Consider the following 13,852-nt stretch of genomic DNA (forward strand, 5'->3'; position numbering starts at 1 on the left):
GTAGTTCTTGGGAAGCGCAAGTCACTGGCAACCTGTGGCTTGCACATGGAAGATGGCGTTGATCATGTCCCGGGCGCTGTGCGCCCGGGGTCTGCCTGCGCGTTTACCTGCCGGAAAGCGCTTTTGCACCCCACTGTTCGTCAGTCATGTTACTTGGATACATGACGATCGTTTGCCATAAATTCTCTCTTTGAGGACAGGCGCTTAGAGCGGCGGAATGCGCAGTTTTTGGCCGGGGTAGATTTTGTCGGGATGGGTGAGCATGGGTTTGTTGGCCTCGAAGATCACCGGGTATTTGCTGGCGTCGCCGTAGTATTTCTTGGCAATGGCTGAGAGGGTGTCGCCCTTGACCACGTCATGAAATTGCGAGGGCTTTTCCTGCGGGAACTGCAAACCGTTTTCCACGCTGCTGACGCTGCCGACGTTGCCTGCCGCCAAGGCGGCCTTTTCTGCGGCGGCCTGGCTGGGAGCCTGGCCCGTGAGGGTGACTTTGCCGCTGGCGCCGTCAAAGCGGACGGCCAGGTCCGTCAGGCCCAGACTTTGCTGCTCAATGTAGGTTTTGATGGCGGCGCTTGCCTTGGCATTGAGATCGTCCAGGGTGGCTGTGTTGTTCGCGGCCTTGGCTTCTTCGACTTCCTTGCTGCCGAACAGTTTTTCGCCAGCGTCCTTGATGAAGCTGAACAGTCCCATATCAGTGCTCCTTTGCTTGGGGTGAGAGAAGCGGGCATTGTGCCTTGCGCCGCTACCATTGCGGCCCATGAGTTTTTTGGCCATTGATGTAGGCAACACGCGTCTGAAGTGGACGCTGTATGAGCGCCCGGCCCCGGGCGCGCAGGCGCTGGCGCGCGGCGTGGAATTTCTGGAGCAGATCGACCGCCTGGCTGACACCGGCTGGGCGGGCCTGCCGGAGCCGCAGTCCATGCTGGGCTGCATCGTGGCCGGGCAGGCCATACGCCACCGCGTGCATGAGCAGATGGAAATCTGGAGCGTGGAGCCGCACTGGGTGGTGGCCAGCAGCGCCGAGGCGGGCCTGATCAATGGCTATGACTACCCTGCGCGGCTGGGGGCTGACCGCTGGGTGGCCATGATCGGCGCGCGCCACCATGTGCTGGCCCGGGAAGGCCGGGCACGCCCCATTTTGCTGGTGATGGTGGGTACGGCCGTGACGGTGGAAGCCATTGACGCCGAAGGCCGCTTTCTGGGCGGCCTGATCCTGCCGGGCCACGGCATCATGCTGCGCGCGCTGGAATCGGGCACGGCCGGCCTGCACGTGCCCACGGGCGAAGTGTGCGAATTTCCCACCAACACCAGCGACGGGCTGACCAGCGGCGGCACCTACGCCATCGCAGGCGCTTGCGAGCGCATGGCGCAGCACCTGCGCGCGCGCTGCGGGGAAGAACCCGCTTGCGTCATGACGGGCGGCGCAGGCTGGAAGATGCTGCCCAGCATGGCGCGCCCCTACGAGTTGGTGGAAAGCCTGATCTTCGATGGCCTGCTGGTCATCGCCCAGGCGCGGGGCCTGGGCGCGGCGAACGGGGCTGCTGCCCGTTTGCTTCATTTTTGATAGCTGCCCGCGCTGATTCCACGGGGACTTGAGGCCGATTTGGCCCTGATTGGCAAGAGCGCAGGCGCTGCGCCCGGCCCCTGCGTTCCGGAATAGGCGCTCAGGCGTCAGCGCATGAGCACGCGCGCCAGCGTGCCGGGCGCGCCTGAAACTTCGCGCACTTTGCCAGCGGCGTTGAAATGCACTTGGTATTCCTCAAAGCTGCCCAGCCAGTAGCGCCAGGCGTCCGTGTCCAGAGCAGGGTTTTCGCTGCTGACCGGGTAGCCCAGCGCCATGATGACCTGCTCGCGCGTCATGCCCACGCGCACCCGGGCTGTGCGGATGGCCTCTTGCACTTTCTGCGGCCAGCGGGCCAGCGCCTTGGCCGGATCGGTTCTGACGATGTAGCGCTCGGTGAACTGGGCATCGTCCAGATCGCGGCTGTAGTCGTTGCCCAGGCGATAAGGCTCGCCCTTGATGGTGATGTGTACCCGGTAGCGGCCATGCCCGGTGATTTGCACGGGCGTGCCAGCCTGGATCAGCCGCGTGCCGTTGCCCGTGTAGTTGATGTCGCTGATCCAGTCGCCGCTGACCCGCATGGTGCAGCACAGCCAGCCGCTATAGACCGGCTGGGCTTGCGCCGGAGCGCAAAAAGCCGCCGCGCAGGCCAGGGCGGCGGCGCGTGAAAGGCTTGCAAGGTGTGTCATGGTGGCCTCCTGTTTCAAATCGTGAACGGGTCGCATTTTGCATGCCCATCCAGGCGCGGCGAGGCCATGCCGGAAAATGGCCGCCCATGAACGCATCCGCTTACACCCCTTCGCGCCCGCTGCGCTCGCGCCACGTGGCGCTGCGGCACATCAGCATGCACTTGAGCGAATGGGGCGCGCCGCCGGGCGATGCGGACGCGCCGCTGCTGGTGCTGCTGCACGGGTGGATGGATGTGGGCGCGTCGTTCCAGTTCGTGGCCGATGCCTTCAGCGACGGTTTTGCGCGCTCGCGCCGCATGGTGGCACCCGACTGGCGCGGCTTTGGCCTGACGCGCCAAAGCGGCCCGGTGGACCACTACACGATTGCCGATTGCCTGGGCGATCTGGACGCGCTGCTGACGCTGCTGGCGCCGGATGGCGCGCCGGTCGATCTGGCGGGCCACAGCCTGGGCGGGCACATTGCCATGCTGTATGCGGGCGCGCGGCCGCAGCGCGTGCGGCGCGTAGTGAATCTGGAAGGCTTCGGCCTGCCCGCTGCGGCGCCCGGGCAAGCGCCCGCGCGCATGGCGCAGTGGCTGGATGAGCTGGCCCGGCTGCATCAGGGCCAGGCGGGGCTGAAGCCTTATGCCAATGCCGCCGCCGTGGCCGAACGCCTGCGGCAAAACAATCCGCGCCTGCCCGCCGACAAGGCGCTGTGGCTGGCCGGGCATTGGGCGCAGCCGGACGGGCAGGGCCTGTGGCGCGTGCTGGGCGATCCGGCGCACAAGGTCATCAGCCCTTACCTTTTCCGGCTGGAGGAGACGCTGGCGGCCTATCGCGCCATCACCGCGCCCGTGCTGGCCGCGCACGCGCTGGATGAAAAGGGGCGCGACAGCCTGGGCCTGCTCTGGCGCGGCCAGTACACGCTGGCCGAATACTTGGAGCGCATGCGCAGCGTGCCCGATTGCCGCATTGAGGCCGTGCAGGGCGCGGGCCACATGCTGCACCACGACCAGCCGCAGGCCGTGGCGCGGCTGATGGAGTCCTTTCTATGAAGATTTTTCGCGGGCTGCGCCATCCGGGCATTGCGCCGGGCTGCGCGCTCACCATTGGCAATTTCGACGGCGTGCACCGGGGCCATCAGGCCATGCTGGCGCGCCTGTGCAGCGAGGCGGCGCAGCGCGGCGTGCCCAGTTGCGTGCTGACTTTCGAGCCGCACCCGCGCGACTGGTTTGCCGCCGCCACGGGGCAGCCCGATCTGGCGCCGCCGCGCATCAGCGCCTTGCGCGACAAGCTGGCCGAGCTGGCGCGCTGCGGGGTGAATCAGGCGGTGGTGTTGCCATTCAACGCGGCGCTGGCGGCGATGCCCGCGCAGGATTTCATTGACGACGTGCTGCTCAAGGGCCTGGGCGCGCGCCATGTGCTGGTGGGCGACGACTTTCGCTTTGGCGCCAGGCGGGCAGGCGACTTCGCCTTGCTGCAAGCGGCGGGCGCGCGGCGCGGTTTTGACGTGGCGCGCATGCCCTCTTACGAAGTGCAGGGGCAGCGCGTGTCATCCACTGCCGTGCGCGAGGCGCTGGCGGCGGGCGACATGGCCGCCGCCGCCAGCCTGCTGGGGCGGCCCTACGCCATCAGCGGGCATGTGGTGCATGGCCGCAAGCTGGGGCGCGCGCTGGCCGAGAGCGCGCCAGGGCGGCAAGACGGCTTTCGCACGCTGAACCTGCGCTTTTCGCGCCGCGCCTGTGCCTGGCAGCCGGCGGCCAGCGGCATTTTTGCCGTGCGGGTATCGGGGCTGGGCAGCGCGCCGCTGCCGGGCGTGGCCAATCTGGGCGTGCGCCCTTCGCTGGATGCGCACGACATCAACGGCGGCCGCGTGCTGCTGGAAACGCATGTGTTTGACTGGCCTGCCAGCCTCGGCCCCGAGGGGGGCTACGGTAAGATTATTTGCGTGGAACTCATCTGGAAACTGCACGAAGAAAAGCGCTATCACAGCCTGGCGGCGCTGGCCGAAGGCATCGCGCGCGATGGCGCCCAGGCGCGCGCGTGGTTTGAGCGCCATCCAGCGGCAGCAGCGGCAGCAGCGGCAGCGGCCCATCCGGCCACGGGTCGAATTTGAAGGGGCGGCGGGCCGTCCTGAAGACGCGGCCTGCCACTGGCCCCGCCCCGCTTCTCTCCCCCATCCGTTTCCCCTTTTCACTCATTTTTTGATAGCTGCCCGCGCTTGTGCGGCGGGCGCTGGCGGCCCTTTCAGGCCGGAAAAAACCTGACCCACTCCACCATGAGCAACGACAGCAAGCAAGCAAGCCAAGCCAAGAGCTACCGCGACACCCTGAACCTGCCCGACACGCCTTTTCCCATGCGGGGCGAACTGCCCAAACGCGAGCCGGGCTGGATTGCCAGCTGGGAAGGCAGCGAAAAAAGCGGCGGCCTGTACCAGCGCTTGCGCGCCGCGCGCTGCGGCCACCCCAAATTCGTGCTGCACGACGGCCCGCCCTACGCCAACGGCCAGCTTCACATGGGCCATGCCGTCAACAAGATTTTGAAAGACATGATCAACAAGGCGCGCATGCTCGATGGCTTTGACGCGCAATACGTGCCCGGCTGGGACTGCCACGGCCTGCCCATTGAAAACGCGGTGGAAAAAAAGTTTGGCCGCAAGCTGGGCCGCGACGAAATGCAGGCCCAAAGCCGCGCTTACGCCACGGCGCAAATCGCCCAGCAAAAGCAGGACTTCAAGCGCCTGGGCGTGCTGGGCGACTGGGACAACCCCTACCTGACCATGAACTTCGGCAACGAAGCCGACGAGCTGCGCGCCTTCAAGCGCGTGATCGAGCGCGGCTTTGTCTATCGCGGCCTCAAGCCCGTGTATTGGTGCTTTGACTGCGCGTCTTCGCTGGCCGAGTTTGAAATCGAATACCAGGACAAGCAAAGCGGCACGCTGGATGTGGCCTTTGAGGCCGACAACCCGCAGGCGCTGGCCGCCGCCTTTGGCCTGGGCAGCCTGCCCGGCTCCGCCTACGCCGTCATCTGGACCACCACGGCCTGGACGCTGCCCGCCAACCAGGCGCTCAACGCCAACCCCGATCTGGAATACGCGCTCGTCAGCACCCCGCGCGGCGTGCTCCTGCTGGGCCGCAAGCTGGTAGAGCAGGCGCTGGAGCGCTACGGCCTGAAGGGCGACATCATCGCCACCGCCAAAGGCCAGGCGCTGGCCGGGCTGGCCTTCCGCCACCCGCTGCATGACGCGGCCGACGCCGGCAGCGGCCCCTACAGCTACCGGCGCCTGTCGCCCGTGTATCTGGCCGACTACGTTAGCGACAGCGACGGCACCGGCATCGTCCACTCCGCGCCCGCCTACGGCGTGGACGACTACCAGTCCTGCATGGCCCACGGCATGCGCACGGACGACATCCTCAACCCCGTGCAGCCGCACGGCAGCTACGCGGACGAGCTGCCCCTGTTCGGCGGCCTCAATATCTGGAAAGCCTGCCCCGTCATCGTCGAGGCGCTGAACCAGGCCGGCCGCCTGCTGGCCTCCAGCCCGCTGCAACACAGCTACCCGCACTGCTGGCGGCACAAAACGCCCGTCATCTACCGCGCCGCCGCGCAATGGTTCATCCGCATGGACGAAGGCGAAGGCGTCTTCACCAAAGACAAGGCCCCAAAAACCCTGCGCCAGCTTGCGCTGGAAGCCATCGACCACACCAGCTTCTACCCCGAAAACGGGCGCGCCCGTCTGCGCGACATGATTGCGGGTCGGCCCGACTGGGTCATCAGCCGCCAGCGCGCCTGGGGCGTGCCCATTCCCTTTTTCCTGCACAAGGAAACGGGCGAGCTGCACCCGCGCACCATGCAAATCATCGACCAGGCCGCCGACATGATTGAAAAAGGCGGCGTCGAAGCCTGGAGCCGCGCCAGCGCCGAAGACATCCTCGGCCCGCAAGATGCGCCGCACTACGTCAAAAGCACAGACATCCTGGAAGTGTGGTTTGACTCCGGCTCCACCTTCTGGCACGTGCTGCGCGGCTCGCACCAGGCGCTGGCGCACGACAGCGGCCCCGAAGCCGACCTCTACCTGGAAGGGCACGACCAGCACCGGGGCTGGTTTCACTCCTCGCTGCTGCTTTCCTGCGCCATTCATGGCCGCGCGCCCTATCGCGGCCTGCTCACCCACGGCTTCACGGTAGACAGCCAGGGCCGCAAGATGAGCAAATCGCTGGGCAACGGCATCGACTTGCAGCAAGCCTTCAAAAAGTGGGGCGCAGAAATCATCCGCCTCTGGGTCGCTGCCAGCGACTACTCCGGCGACATCGCGGGCGACGACAAAATCATGGCCCGCGTGATCGACGGCTACCGCCGCATCCGCAACACCCTGCGCTTTTTGCTGGCCAACGTCAGCGACTTTGACGCGGAAAAAGACGCCGTGCCATTTGAGCAGCTGACCGAAATCGACCGCTGGGCGCTCACGCGCGCGGCCGCGCTGCAAGCCGAATTCATCCAGCACTTTCGCGTGTATGAATTCCACCCCGTCGTCGCCAAGCTCCAGCTCTTTTGCTCCGAAGACCTGGGCGGCTTTTATCTCGACATCCTCAAAGACCGCCTCTACACCACCGCCGCCACGGGCCACGCCCGCCGCAGCGCGCAAACGGCGCTATGGCACATCACCCAGGCCATGCTGCGCTGGATGGCGCCCTTTTTGAGCTTCACCGCCGAAGAAGCCTGGCCCTTCATCGGCAAAACCGGCCAATCCATCTTCTTTGAAACCTTCCACAACCTGCCTGCGGGCGACGACGCCCTGCTGGCCAAATGGCAGCGCCTGCGCGAAATCCGCGACGTGGCCAACAAGGAAATCGAATCCCTGCGCGAAGCCGGGCAAATCGGCGCTTCCCTGCAAGCCGAAATCGCCGTCACCGCCACGCCCGAAGACCACGCCCTGCTCGCCAGCCTGGGCGCGGAGCTGCCCTTTGTCTTCATCACCTCCAAAGCGCAATTGCAGCCCGGCAGCGCCCTGGGCGTGCAAGTGCGCCCCAGCGCCCACGCCAAATGCGAGCGCTGCTGGCACTACGGGCCTGAAGTCAGCCCAACGCAAGCCATCTGCCAGCGCTGCGCCGGCAACATCAGCGGCGAAAGCGCACGGCAAGAGCAGCGCGCCTTTGTCTGAAGCGCTCCGGCAGTGCGGCGCTTCGCAATTCGCTACCGTCACTTTGGAAACAGGAGCAAATTCAGGGCCTCGAAAATGGCGTTTACGCCTGTTTCACTAGGACATCTTGCTATGAAAGAAGGAGCTGAAATGCTTTATTCAATCTTCCGGCTCTTTCAGCGGCATGGCGTTCAACGGGGCCGGTAGAATCAGCGCCCTTCAGGGTCAGGAGCACCGCCTTTTCTGCGGGGCGTCGGGATTCAGCCCGCCTGCCCCTTCTTTTTTTGCGGGCCGCCATGCAGCGGCCCGCTTTCGTATCCCACTCCCGCATGTATCTGTTGTACCTGGACGAATCGGGCAACGACCCGCGCCTGCCCTGGTTCGTGCTGGCAGGCGTCAGCGTGCCAGAGCGGCAGGTCCACTGGATCGAGCAGGACCTCAATGACATCGCCGCGCGTTTCAGCGCCGATGAGCCTCACGCGGTGGAATTGCACGGCAATCCCATGCACAAGGGCAATGGCCGCTGGCGGCGCGTGGAACGCGCACGGAGAGAGCAGGCCATTGCCGACGCGTTGCATGCCGCCATCAGCCAGCGCCACGGATACGGCGTGCGCCTGTTTGCCGCCGTCATCCAGCGCGAAAAAACGCCCGCCGGCAAACAGCCCATTGACTTGGCCTTCGAGCAAATCAGCGCCCGCTTTGACCAGATGCTCACGCGCCTGAACCGCAAGGCGGCCATCCGCAAGCAGCCCGCGCAGCGCGGCCTCATTCTGTTTGACAAGGCCAGCAACGAACTCACCATCCAATCCATCGCGCGCGAATTCAAATACAGCGGCCACCAGTGGGGGCGCACCCGCAACTACGCGGAAGTCCCTGTCTTTCTGGACTCGGCCAGCTCGCGCCTCATTCAGCTGGCGGATCTGGTGGCCTACGCTGTCTATCAGCACTTCGCTCACCAGAACCCGCTTTATTTCCGGGCCATCAGCCGCTGCTTTGACTCTGACGGGCTGCGTGAACACGGCCTGTACACACTGCCTTGAAAAACGAATCAACCTCCCTGGCCTTCTGGCTCCTGCTGGCCGCGCTTGTCATCGTGCTGGACCAGTTCACCAAATGGCTCATCGTGGGCCATTACCGGCTGGGCGATGTCACGCCCGTCACCAGCTTTTTCAACGTCGTGCGCGCACACAACACGGGCGCGGCCTTTTCCTTTCTGGCGCAGGCGGGCGGCTGGCAGCGCTGGCTGTTCACCGGGCTGGGGGCGGCGGCGGCGCTGTTCATCGTGGCCCTGCTGCGCGGGCATGGCGGGCAGCGCCTGTTTGCCTTTTCGCTCAGCATGATTCTGGGCGGGGCCATTGGCAACGTGATTGACCGCGTGGTCCACGGCTACGTGGTGGACTTTCTGGACTTTCACTGGCGTTTTCTGAACGGCCTGTTCCACCACGGCCACTTTCCGGCCTTCAACGTGGCCGACATGGCCATCACCGCTGGCGTGGCGGGCCTGCTGCTCGATGAGCTGCTGCGCGTGCTGCGGGGGCGCAAGTAGCGCGGGCGGCGGGCCAGTTCAATCTGGCGGCGCGGCAGTGCGGCCCAGCCGCAGCAGCGCGCCGGCAATGAGCGCGCGCATGCCGCGCTCGAAATCGGCTTCGATCTCGGCCCTGTCCGCGCTGTTTTCCTGCTCGCTGGCGTGCGGCGCTTCGGGCGTGGCGCAGACGGTGTCGGCCACGGCGATGCAGTGAAAGGCCACCATCGCCAGCGTCTGGCGCGCGTCTTCCTTGGAGATGCCGAAAGCGCGCGCCACCTGGGCGTGGTGTTCGTCAATGCGCGCCGTCATGGCGGGCATGGCGGCGGCGCGGCGGATGAGCCAGGGCGCCAGCCCCGGATACGCCCGGGCCAGTTCACGCAGTGAATGGGTGAAGGCCAGCAGGTAAGTCTCCAGATCGCCTCTGCCCTTGCCGCTTTCGCCCTTTTCGCCGTCTGCGCCGCCGCCTTCTGCGCCCTCTTGCGGCAGCGGGGGCATTTGCCAGCGCTCAAAAATTTCGGCGGCCACCAGGCGCTTGAGTTCTTCCAGATTCGGCACGTGCTTGTAAAGCGCCACGTGGCTCACGCCCAGCGCGCTGGCCACGCCGGTGAAGGTGAGGGCGGGCAGGCCGATTTGCATGCCGGCTTCGGCAATGCGTTCGCGGGTCAGGGTGCGGGGGCGGCCCCGCGCGGGGGCTGGCGGCTCGTTGCTCATGGAATGCCTTCTTTGCTGGGCCATGCCGCTGCGGCATGGCGGGGCGGATTGTCCACGGCAGCTTGAGACGCCTCGAAAAAAGGAGCGAATTCAGGCAGCGAAAAACAGCTTTCGCGCAGATTTCACCAAGACATCACGCTATGGATAAAGGAGCGAGATCAGGCTTCACATGCGAATTAGTTTAATATGATGCAACTAAATCAGTCCGCAGCCCTGACGGGCTGCTTTCGTTCACGTTGCAGGAGCATCACATGAAGCCATTCCATTCCAACTCGACGCGGGGCAAAAGGGCGCTGCTGTCCGCACTGGCGCTGGCGGCGGCGGCCGCATCGGCGCAGACGGCGCAAACAGCACAAACAGCGCCAGCAGAGAACGCGAAGCAGCCCGCCACGCTGCCCGAGGTGAAAGTGCAGGAAACCGCCGCTGCGCCCGTCTACGCGGGCGGCCACGTGGCCACGCGCGCCCGCCTGGGCCTGCTGGGCGGCAAAGACTTCATGGAAACGCCGTTTTCCACCATTGCCTACACCGAAAGCTTCATGGAAGACAGCCAGGCGGGCGACGTGAGCGAAGTCATCGCCCGCAATGATCCGGCGGTGTTTGCCAGCGGCGCTCCGGGCGAGAGCAACGAGAGCTACACGATTCGCGGCCTGCCTTCGCTCGTGGCCGACGTGATGCTCAACGGCCTGCCGGGCATGGCCGCCTACTTCCGCAACGCGCCCGAGATGCTGGAGCGCGTGGAAGTGCTCAAGGGGCCATCGGCCCTGCTCAACGGCATGCCGCCCAAGGGCACCACGGGCGGCGCGGTCAATCTGGTTCCGAAGCGTGCGGGCAGCGAGCCGCTGGCGCGCGTCAAGGCCATTTACCAGTCGGACAGCCACTTCGGCAGCCATGTGGATGTGGGCCGCCGCCTGGGCGAACAGCAGCAGTTCGGCGTGCGCTTCAACGGCGTTTGGCGCAACGGCGAAACCGCCGTGAACACGCAGCGCAAGAAAGCCACGCTGGCCTCGCTGGGGCTGGACTGGCGCGGCGCGGGCGGGCGCGCCCGCGTCTCGGCCGACCTGTACCGCACGCAAGACCGCGTCAAGGGCATGACACGCGGGCTGACGCTTGCGCCCGGCCTGGCCGTGCCCGCGCCGCCCCGGCCCGATGTGTCATGGAACCCGCCCTGGGCCTATTACGACAGCGTGGACAAAGGGGCCATGCTGCGCGGCGAGTTCGATTGGGGCCAAAACCTGACGGCCTGGGCCGCAGCGGGCGCCAGCCACACGGCGTTTGACACGCTCATGGGCATCGGGCAAGTCATCAACGCAGCGGGCGACATGCGCCTGAACTTCGGCGGCGTGGCCGACACGGCCCGAAGGCGCTCCGCCGAAGCGGGCCTCAAAGGCCGGCTGCACACGGGCGCCGTGGGCCACCAGCTCGCGCTCCAGCTCACGCACTACAGCGAAAACTACCGCCTCAACGGCGCCATGGGCCTGCTGCCCGGCGGCTGGACCACCAGCCTCTACCACCCCGCGTGGGAGCCGCAAGTGGCGCTGCCCAGCCCCGCCCCGGCCATCACCCGCACCGACACGCGCCTGTCCAGCATCGGCGCGGCCGACACGCTCTCCTTCATGCAAGAGCGCCTGCAAATCACGCTGGGCGCGCGCCGCCAGCAGGTAAAAAGCGCCACCTTCAGCGGCGCAAGCGGCGCGCAGCTGGGCGCGCGCTACAGCCAAAGCGCCACCACGCCCTCTGTCGCCATTCTCTACAAGGCCGGCAGCCGCCTGTCGCTCTACGCCAACTACGCAGAGGGCTTGAGCCAAGGGGCCATCGCGCCCGCCACCGCCGCCAACGCGGGCCAGGCCTTCCCGCCCTTCAAAACGCGGCAGAAAGAAGCGGGCCTCAAGCTCGACCTGGGCGAATTCGCGCACACCTTCAGCGTGTTTGAAATCAGGCGGCCCGGCAGCTACACCGACTTGCTCACCAACTTCTTCTCATTCGGCGGCATGCAGCGCAACCGGGGCGCGGAATGGGGCTTTTTCGGGCAAGCCCGGCCCGGCCTGCGCCTGATGGGCGGCCTGGCCTGGACGCAAGCCAAGGTGATTCACGCCGCCCAGGCCGCCCACGAAGGCCGCCAGGCCACGGGTGTGCCCAGGTGGCAGGCCAAGCTGGGCGTGGAATGGGACGCGGGCACGGCCTGGCCCGCCGCGCAGGGCCTGACGCTCACGGCCCATGCCGCCGCCGCATCGCGGCAATACCTCAGCGCGGACAACGCGCTGTCCATCCCCGGCCGCGCCGTCATCGACCTGGGCGCGCACTACGCCACGCGCGTGGCGGGCCGCCCGCTCACCCTGCGCGCCACGCTGGCCAACGCGGCCAACCGCGCCTACTGGACCAAGCCCTACTTCGCCAGCCTGGCCATGGGCGAGCCGCGCACGCTGCGGCTTTCGGCAACGATGGATTTCTGAACAGGACTGAATGCAGCAGGAGCTTTAGCTCCTCTATCCATAGCATGAGGTCCTAGTGGAACGTGCGCGGACTGGCATTTTGACGTGCTCGAATTCGCTCCTGTTTTGGATGCATGCTTCAGGGCAAAGAGCCATTCCCGGAGCCTGTTCGCAATCTGTCCGTGATGCGAAAAACGCAGAACCGGGCGCCCTGCGGCGTTTGCCAATCCTCGCCGGGCCGCAAGACCCGGCTGCGCCTTGCGCCCCGCTCCGGTCCGCGCTTTCACGGCCCCGGCTCACCGCCCAGACGGTTTCTTTGCGGCCGGAACGCGGAAATCGCCATCCCAGGTTTTGACCGTGGAGCTGGTTCTTCTGAAAATCTGGACGATATCAGTGAAGCGCGATTTCCCGCCCGTTGCATTATCAAGATAGGCCAGATTAATCAGGATGTCACGGCCAGAAAAATAAAAAACATATGACGGCCCCGAACCATCACTGAAACTCACGATATAGTTTTTCTTGCCGGGAGCGAAACCATACGGCCCGAGGAGGCGAGTCACCTCCTTCCACTCAATTTCATCCGCATCATAGACGGTTACTTTCATGTTTCGCTGTATCAGCTTTTGCGGAATTTTTTGCCGCTCACTATCGCACCAGTGCTCCCATAGATGTTGGCGGCACATTTCATTCGCAAAAGGCGGGTGAAACAGCATCTCATAGTTTGACACTCGGGACTGAATGGATGGCCAGCTTTCACAGCTGCCTTCATGATATGCAATTGATATTTTCTGGCCATCAAGAAAAACAGTTCCATCCAGTTCTGATTCGCCAATGGAGACAGCAGGAATGCTTTTGACCAGAACAAAGGTTCCTTCCAGCAAGCCGCGATCCTGAAGGCAAGCCTCTTCCTTCGCGCCGACTGGCATCTGGCATGCCAGCAGGGCCAGCGTGGCCAAAAGCATTCTTTTCATTTACTTTGCCTTGTCGCCGTCAGGTTTTACCTTGTGTTTTTCTTCATGTATGCAATGAAGCCAGGCTTCAAGATAGGCATGCTCTTTGGCGATGCGGTCGCCATGCCCTGGATAGTTACTACCATTTAACTTGCCAAGCGCTTCCCTAGTCTGTCCTAATGATAATGAGCGGGCGATGTCTTTCGAGGCTTGGTAATTTCTCAAATGGCCATCTTGCCATTTTCTCGAAAATAAAATAGTCTGCTCCTGAATGGCAAGATCCTTGAATTCTCTCCGGCCTTCGATTTTCTCCGTCAGCCTGTTGTATTCCCTGATCAGGTCTTTGAGCATTTCATTTTTCATTTCCGCGACAACCTGCCCACCTCCTGCTTGCTCAGGCTCAGCGGTTTTTCCTTCAGCTTTTCTATGGCCTGGCCCCGGATCAGCCCCATGTAAGGCTCCAGCTTGGCAATCAGCTCTTGCTTGATGCCGAAATTGCGCAGGCGGTCTTTATAAGCTTCCGGGGCCTGCTGCCCCAGATCCACGCCCACGCCAATCGTGACGCCCGAGCGGTTGTTTTCGCCCTTGAGCATGTTGCGGCCATTGATTTCCTCTGTAGCCCTGTCAATGGAAATGGCCCCGTCCTTTGAAACCACCAGATCGGCGGGCCACCAGGTAGAGCACGGCGTCCCAATCGGCGGAGTCTGGCCAGGCTGCTGATGGGAAATGAACGCCTGTCGCCGTGATGAAAAACTCACTTTGGGTCAAGTGAAACGGGAGCGCACATCGTGGCTTTGCGGCAGGCGTTCGGCAGTAGAGCGCTTATATGCGCCTACATGCTGGCAGTTGTATTTGTTTTGGCTGAACG

Annotated in this window: 13 protein-coding genes; 7 read left to right on the top strand and 6 right to left on the bottom strand. The window is 64.7% G+C overall.

Going from position 1 to position 13,852, the window contains the following annotated elements:
* Positions 1-204: 204 nt before the first annotated feature.
* A complete protein-coding gene (lysM, locus tag QB898_RS11310; RefSeq protein ID WP_050714846.1) occupies positions 205-690 on the bottom strand; it encodes a peptidoglycan-binding protein LysM in 486 nt (161 codons plus the stop codon).
* 67 nt (positions 691-757) lie between these two features.
* Between lysM and QB898_RS11315 the strand changes: the two genes are divergently transcribed.
* Positions 758-1,564 carry a type III pantothenate kinase gene (locus QB898_RS11315; RefSeq protein ID WP_279525037.1) on the top strand — a complete coding sequence of 269 codons (807 nt, stop codon included), beginning with the start codon at positions 758-760 and terminating at the stop codon, positions 1,562-1,564.
* 107 nt (positions 1,565-1,671) lie between these two features.
* Here the strand turns inward: QB898_RS11315 and bamE are convergent, their stop codons facing one another.
* Positions 1,672-2,250: an outer membrane protein assembly factor BamE domain-containing protein gene (gene bamE / locus QB898_RS11320; RefSeq protein ID WP_050714844.1), complete on the bottom strand. Its 579-nt coding sequence runs from the start codon at positions 2,248-2,250 to the stop codon at positions 1,672-1,674.
* Positions 2,251-2,336: 86 nt separating this feature from the next.
* Between bamE and QB898_RS11325 the strand changes: the two genes are divergently transcribed.
* The 5 genes from QB898_RS11325 to lspA all read left to right on the top strand — a co-directional run bounded on the left by QB898_RS11325 (position 2,337) and on the right by lspA (position 8,915).
* Entirely contained in the window at positions 2,337-3,284 is a 948-nt protein-coding gene (locus QB898_RS11325) for an alpha/beta fold hydrolase (RefSeq protein WP_279525038.1), read from the top strand.
* Positions 3,281-4,345, top strand: a complete 1,065-nt coding sequence (locus QB898_RS11330) for a bifunctional riboflavin kinase/FAD synthetase (protein WP_279525039.1) — start codon at positions 3,281-3,283, stop codon at positions 4,343-4,345. Before QB898_RS11325 ends, QB898_RS11330 begins: the two co-directional genes overlap by 4 nt.
* A 162-nt stretch (positions 4,346-4,507) precedes the next feature.
* Complete coding sequence (ileS, locus tag QB898_RS11335; protein ID WP_279525040.1) at positions 4,508-7,390, top strand: isoleucine--tRNA ligase; 2,883 nt, start codon at positions 4,508-4,510, stop codon at positions 7,388-7,390.
* Positions 7,391-7,698: 308 nt separating this feature from the next.
* Positions 7,699-8,409, top strand: coding sequence for a DUF3800 domain-containing protein (locus tag QB898_RS11340; RefSeq protein ID WP_279525041.1), 711 nt, complete (start codon positions 7,699-7,701; stop codon positions 8,407-8,409).
* Entirely contained in the window at positions 8,406-8,915 is a 510-nt protein-coding gene (gene lspA, locus QB898_RS11345; protein WP_279525042.1) for a signal peptidase II, read from the top strand. The genes QB898_RS11340 and lspA overlap by 4 nt, the downstream gene beginning before the upstream one ends.
* An 18-nt stretch (positions 8,916-8,933) precedes the next feature.
* On the opposite strand, the gene QB898_RS11350 is transcribed toward lspA, so the two are convergent.
* Positions 8,934-9,605 (bottom strand): TetR/AcrR family transcriptional regulator, encoded by a 672-nt coding sequence (locus QB898_RS11350; protein ID WP_279525043.1) that lies wholly within the window; start codon positions 9,603-9,605, stop codon positions 8,934-8,936.
* A 251-nt stretch (positions 9,606-9,856) separates the two neighbouring features.
* Here QB898_RS11350 and QB898_RS11355 point away from each other — a divergent pair, with 251 nt between their 5' ends.
* Positions 9,857-12,055: a TonB-dependent receptor gene (locus QB898_RS11355; protein WP_279525044.1), complete on the top strand. Its 2,199-nt coding sequence runs from the start codon at positions 9,857-9,859 to the stop codon at positions 12,053-12,055.
* Between the two features lie 275 nt (positions 12,056-12,330).
* Here the strand turns inward: QB898_RS11355 and QB898_RS11360 are convergent, their stop codons facing one another.
* The 3 genes from QB898_RS11360 to QB898_RS11370 are packed head-to-tail and all read right to left on the bottom strand — an operon-like array spanning position 12,331 to position 13,577.
* Positions 12,331-13,005, bottom strand: a complete 675-nt coding sequence (locus QB898_RS11360; protein WP_279525045.1) for a hypothetical protein — start codon at positions 13,003-13,005, stop codon at positions 12,331-12,333.
* Positions 13,006-13,347: a lysozyme family protein gene (locus QB898_RS11365; protein WP_279525046.1), complete on the bottom strand. Its 342-nt coding sequence runs from the start codon at positions 13,345-13,347 to the stop codon at positions 13,006-13,008.
* Positions 13,344-13,577, bottom strand: coding sequence for a pesticin C-terminus-like muramidase (locus tag QB898_RS11370; RefSeq protein WP_279525047.1), 234 nt, complete (start codon positions 13,575-13,577; stop codon positions 13,344-13,346). Before QB898_RS11370 ends, QB898_RS11365 begins: the two co-directional genes overlap by 4 nt.
* Positions 13,578-13,852: the final 275 nt, after the last annotated feature.

Origin of the sequence: Ottowia cancrivicina (assembly GCF_029813755.1) — a bacterium.
Taxonomy (GTDB): Bacteria; Pseudomonadota; Gammaproteobacteria; order Burkholderiales; family Burkholderiaceae_C; genus Ottowia; species Ottowia massiliensis.

Coding starts and splice junctions, on each gene's coding strand:
- QB898_RS11315 (WP_279525037.1), top strand. CDS start 758: ATGAGTTTTTTGGCCATTGATGTAGGCAACACGCGTCTGAAGTGGACG.
- QB898_RS11360 (WP_279525045.1), bottom strand. CDS start 13,005: ATGAAAAGAATGCTTTTGGCCACGCTGGCCCTGCTGGCATGCCAGATG.
- QB898_RS11330 (WP_279525039.1), top strand. CDS start 3,281: ATGAAGATTTTTCGCGGGCTGCGCCATCCGGGCATTGCGCCGGGCTGC.
- QB898_RS11365 (WP_279525046.1), bottom strand. CDS start 13,347: ATGAAAAATGAAATGCTCAAAGACCTGATCAGGGAATACAACAGGCTG.
- QB898_RS11355 (WP_279525044.1), top strand. CDS start 9,857: ATGAAGCCATTCCATTCCAACTCGACGCGGGGCAAAAGGGCGCTGCTG.
- QB898_RS11325 (WP_279525038.1), top strand. CDS start 2,337: ATGAACGCATCCGCTTACACCCCTTCGCGCCCGCTGCGCTCGCGCCAC.
- QB898_RS11370 (WP_279525047.1), bottom strand. CDS start 13,577: ATGCTCAAGGGCGAAAACAACCGCTCGGGCGTCACGATTGGCGTGGGC.
- QB898_RS11340 (WP_279525041.1), top strand. CDS start 7,699: ATGTATCTGTTGTACCTGGACGAATCGGGCAACGACCCGCGCCTGCCC.
- bamE (WP_050714844.1), bottom strand. CDS start 2,250: ATGACACACCTTGCAAGCCTTTCACGCGCCGCCGCCCTGGCCTGCGCG.
- QB898_RS11350 (WP_279525043.1), bottom strand. CDS start 9,605: ATGAGCAACGAGCCGCCAGCCCCCGCGCGGGGCCGCCCCCGCACCCTG.
- ileS (WP_279525040.1), top strand. CDS start 4,508: ATGAGCAACGACAGCAAGCAAGCAAGCCAAGCCAAGAGCTACCGCGAC.
- lysM (WP_050714846.1), bottom strand. CDS start 690: ATGGGACTGTTCAGCTTCATCAAGGACGCTGGCGAAAAACTGTTCGGC.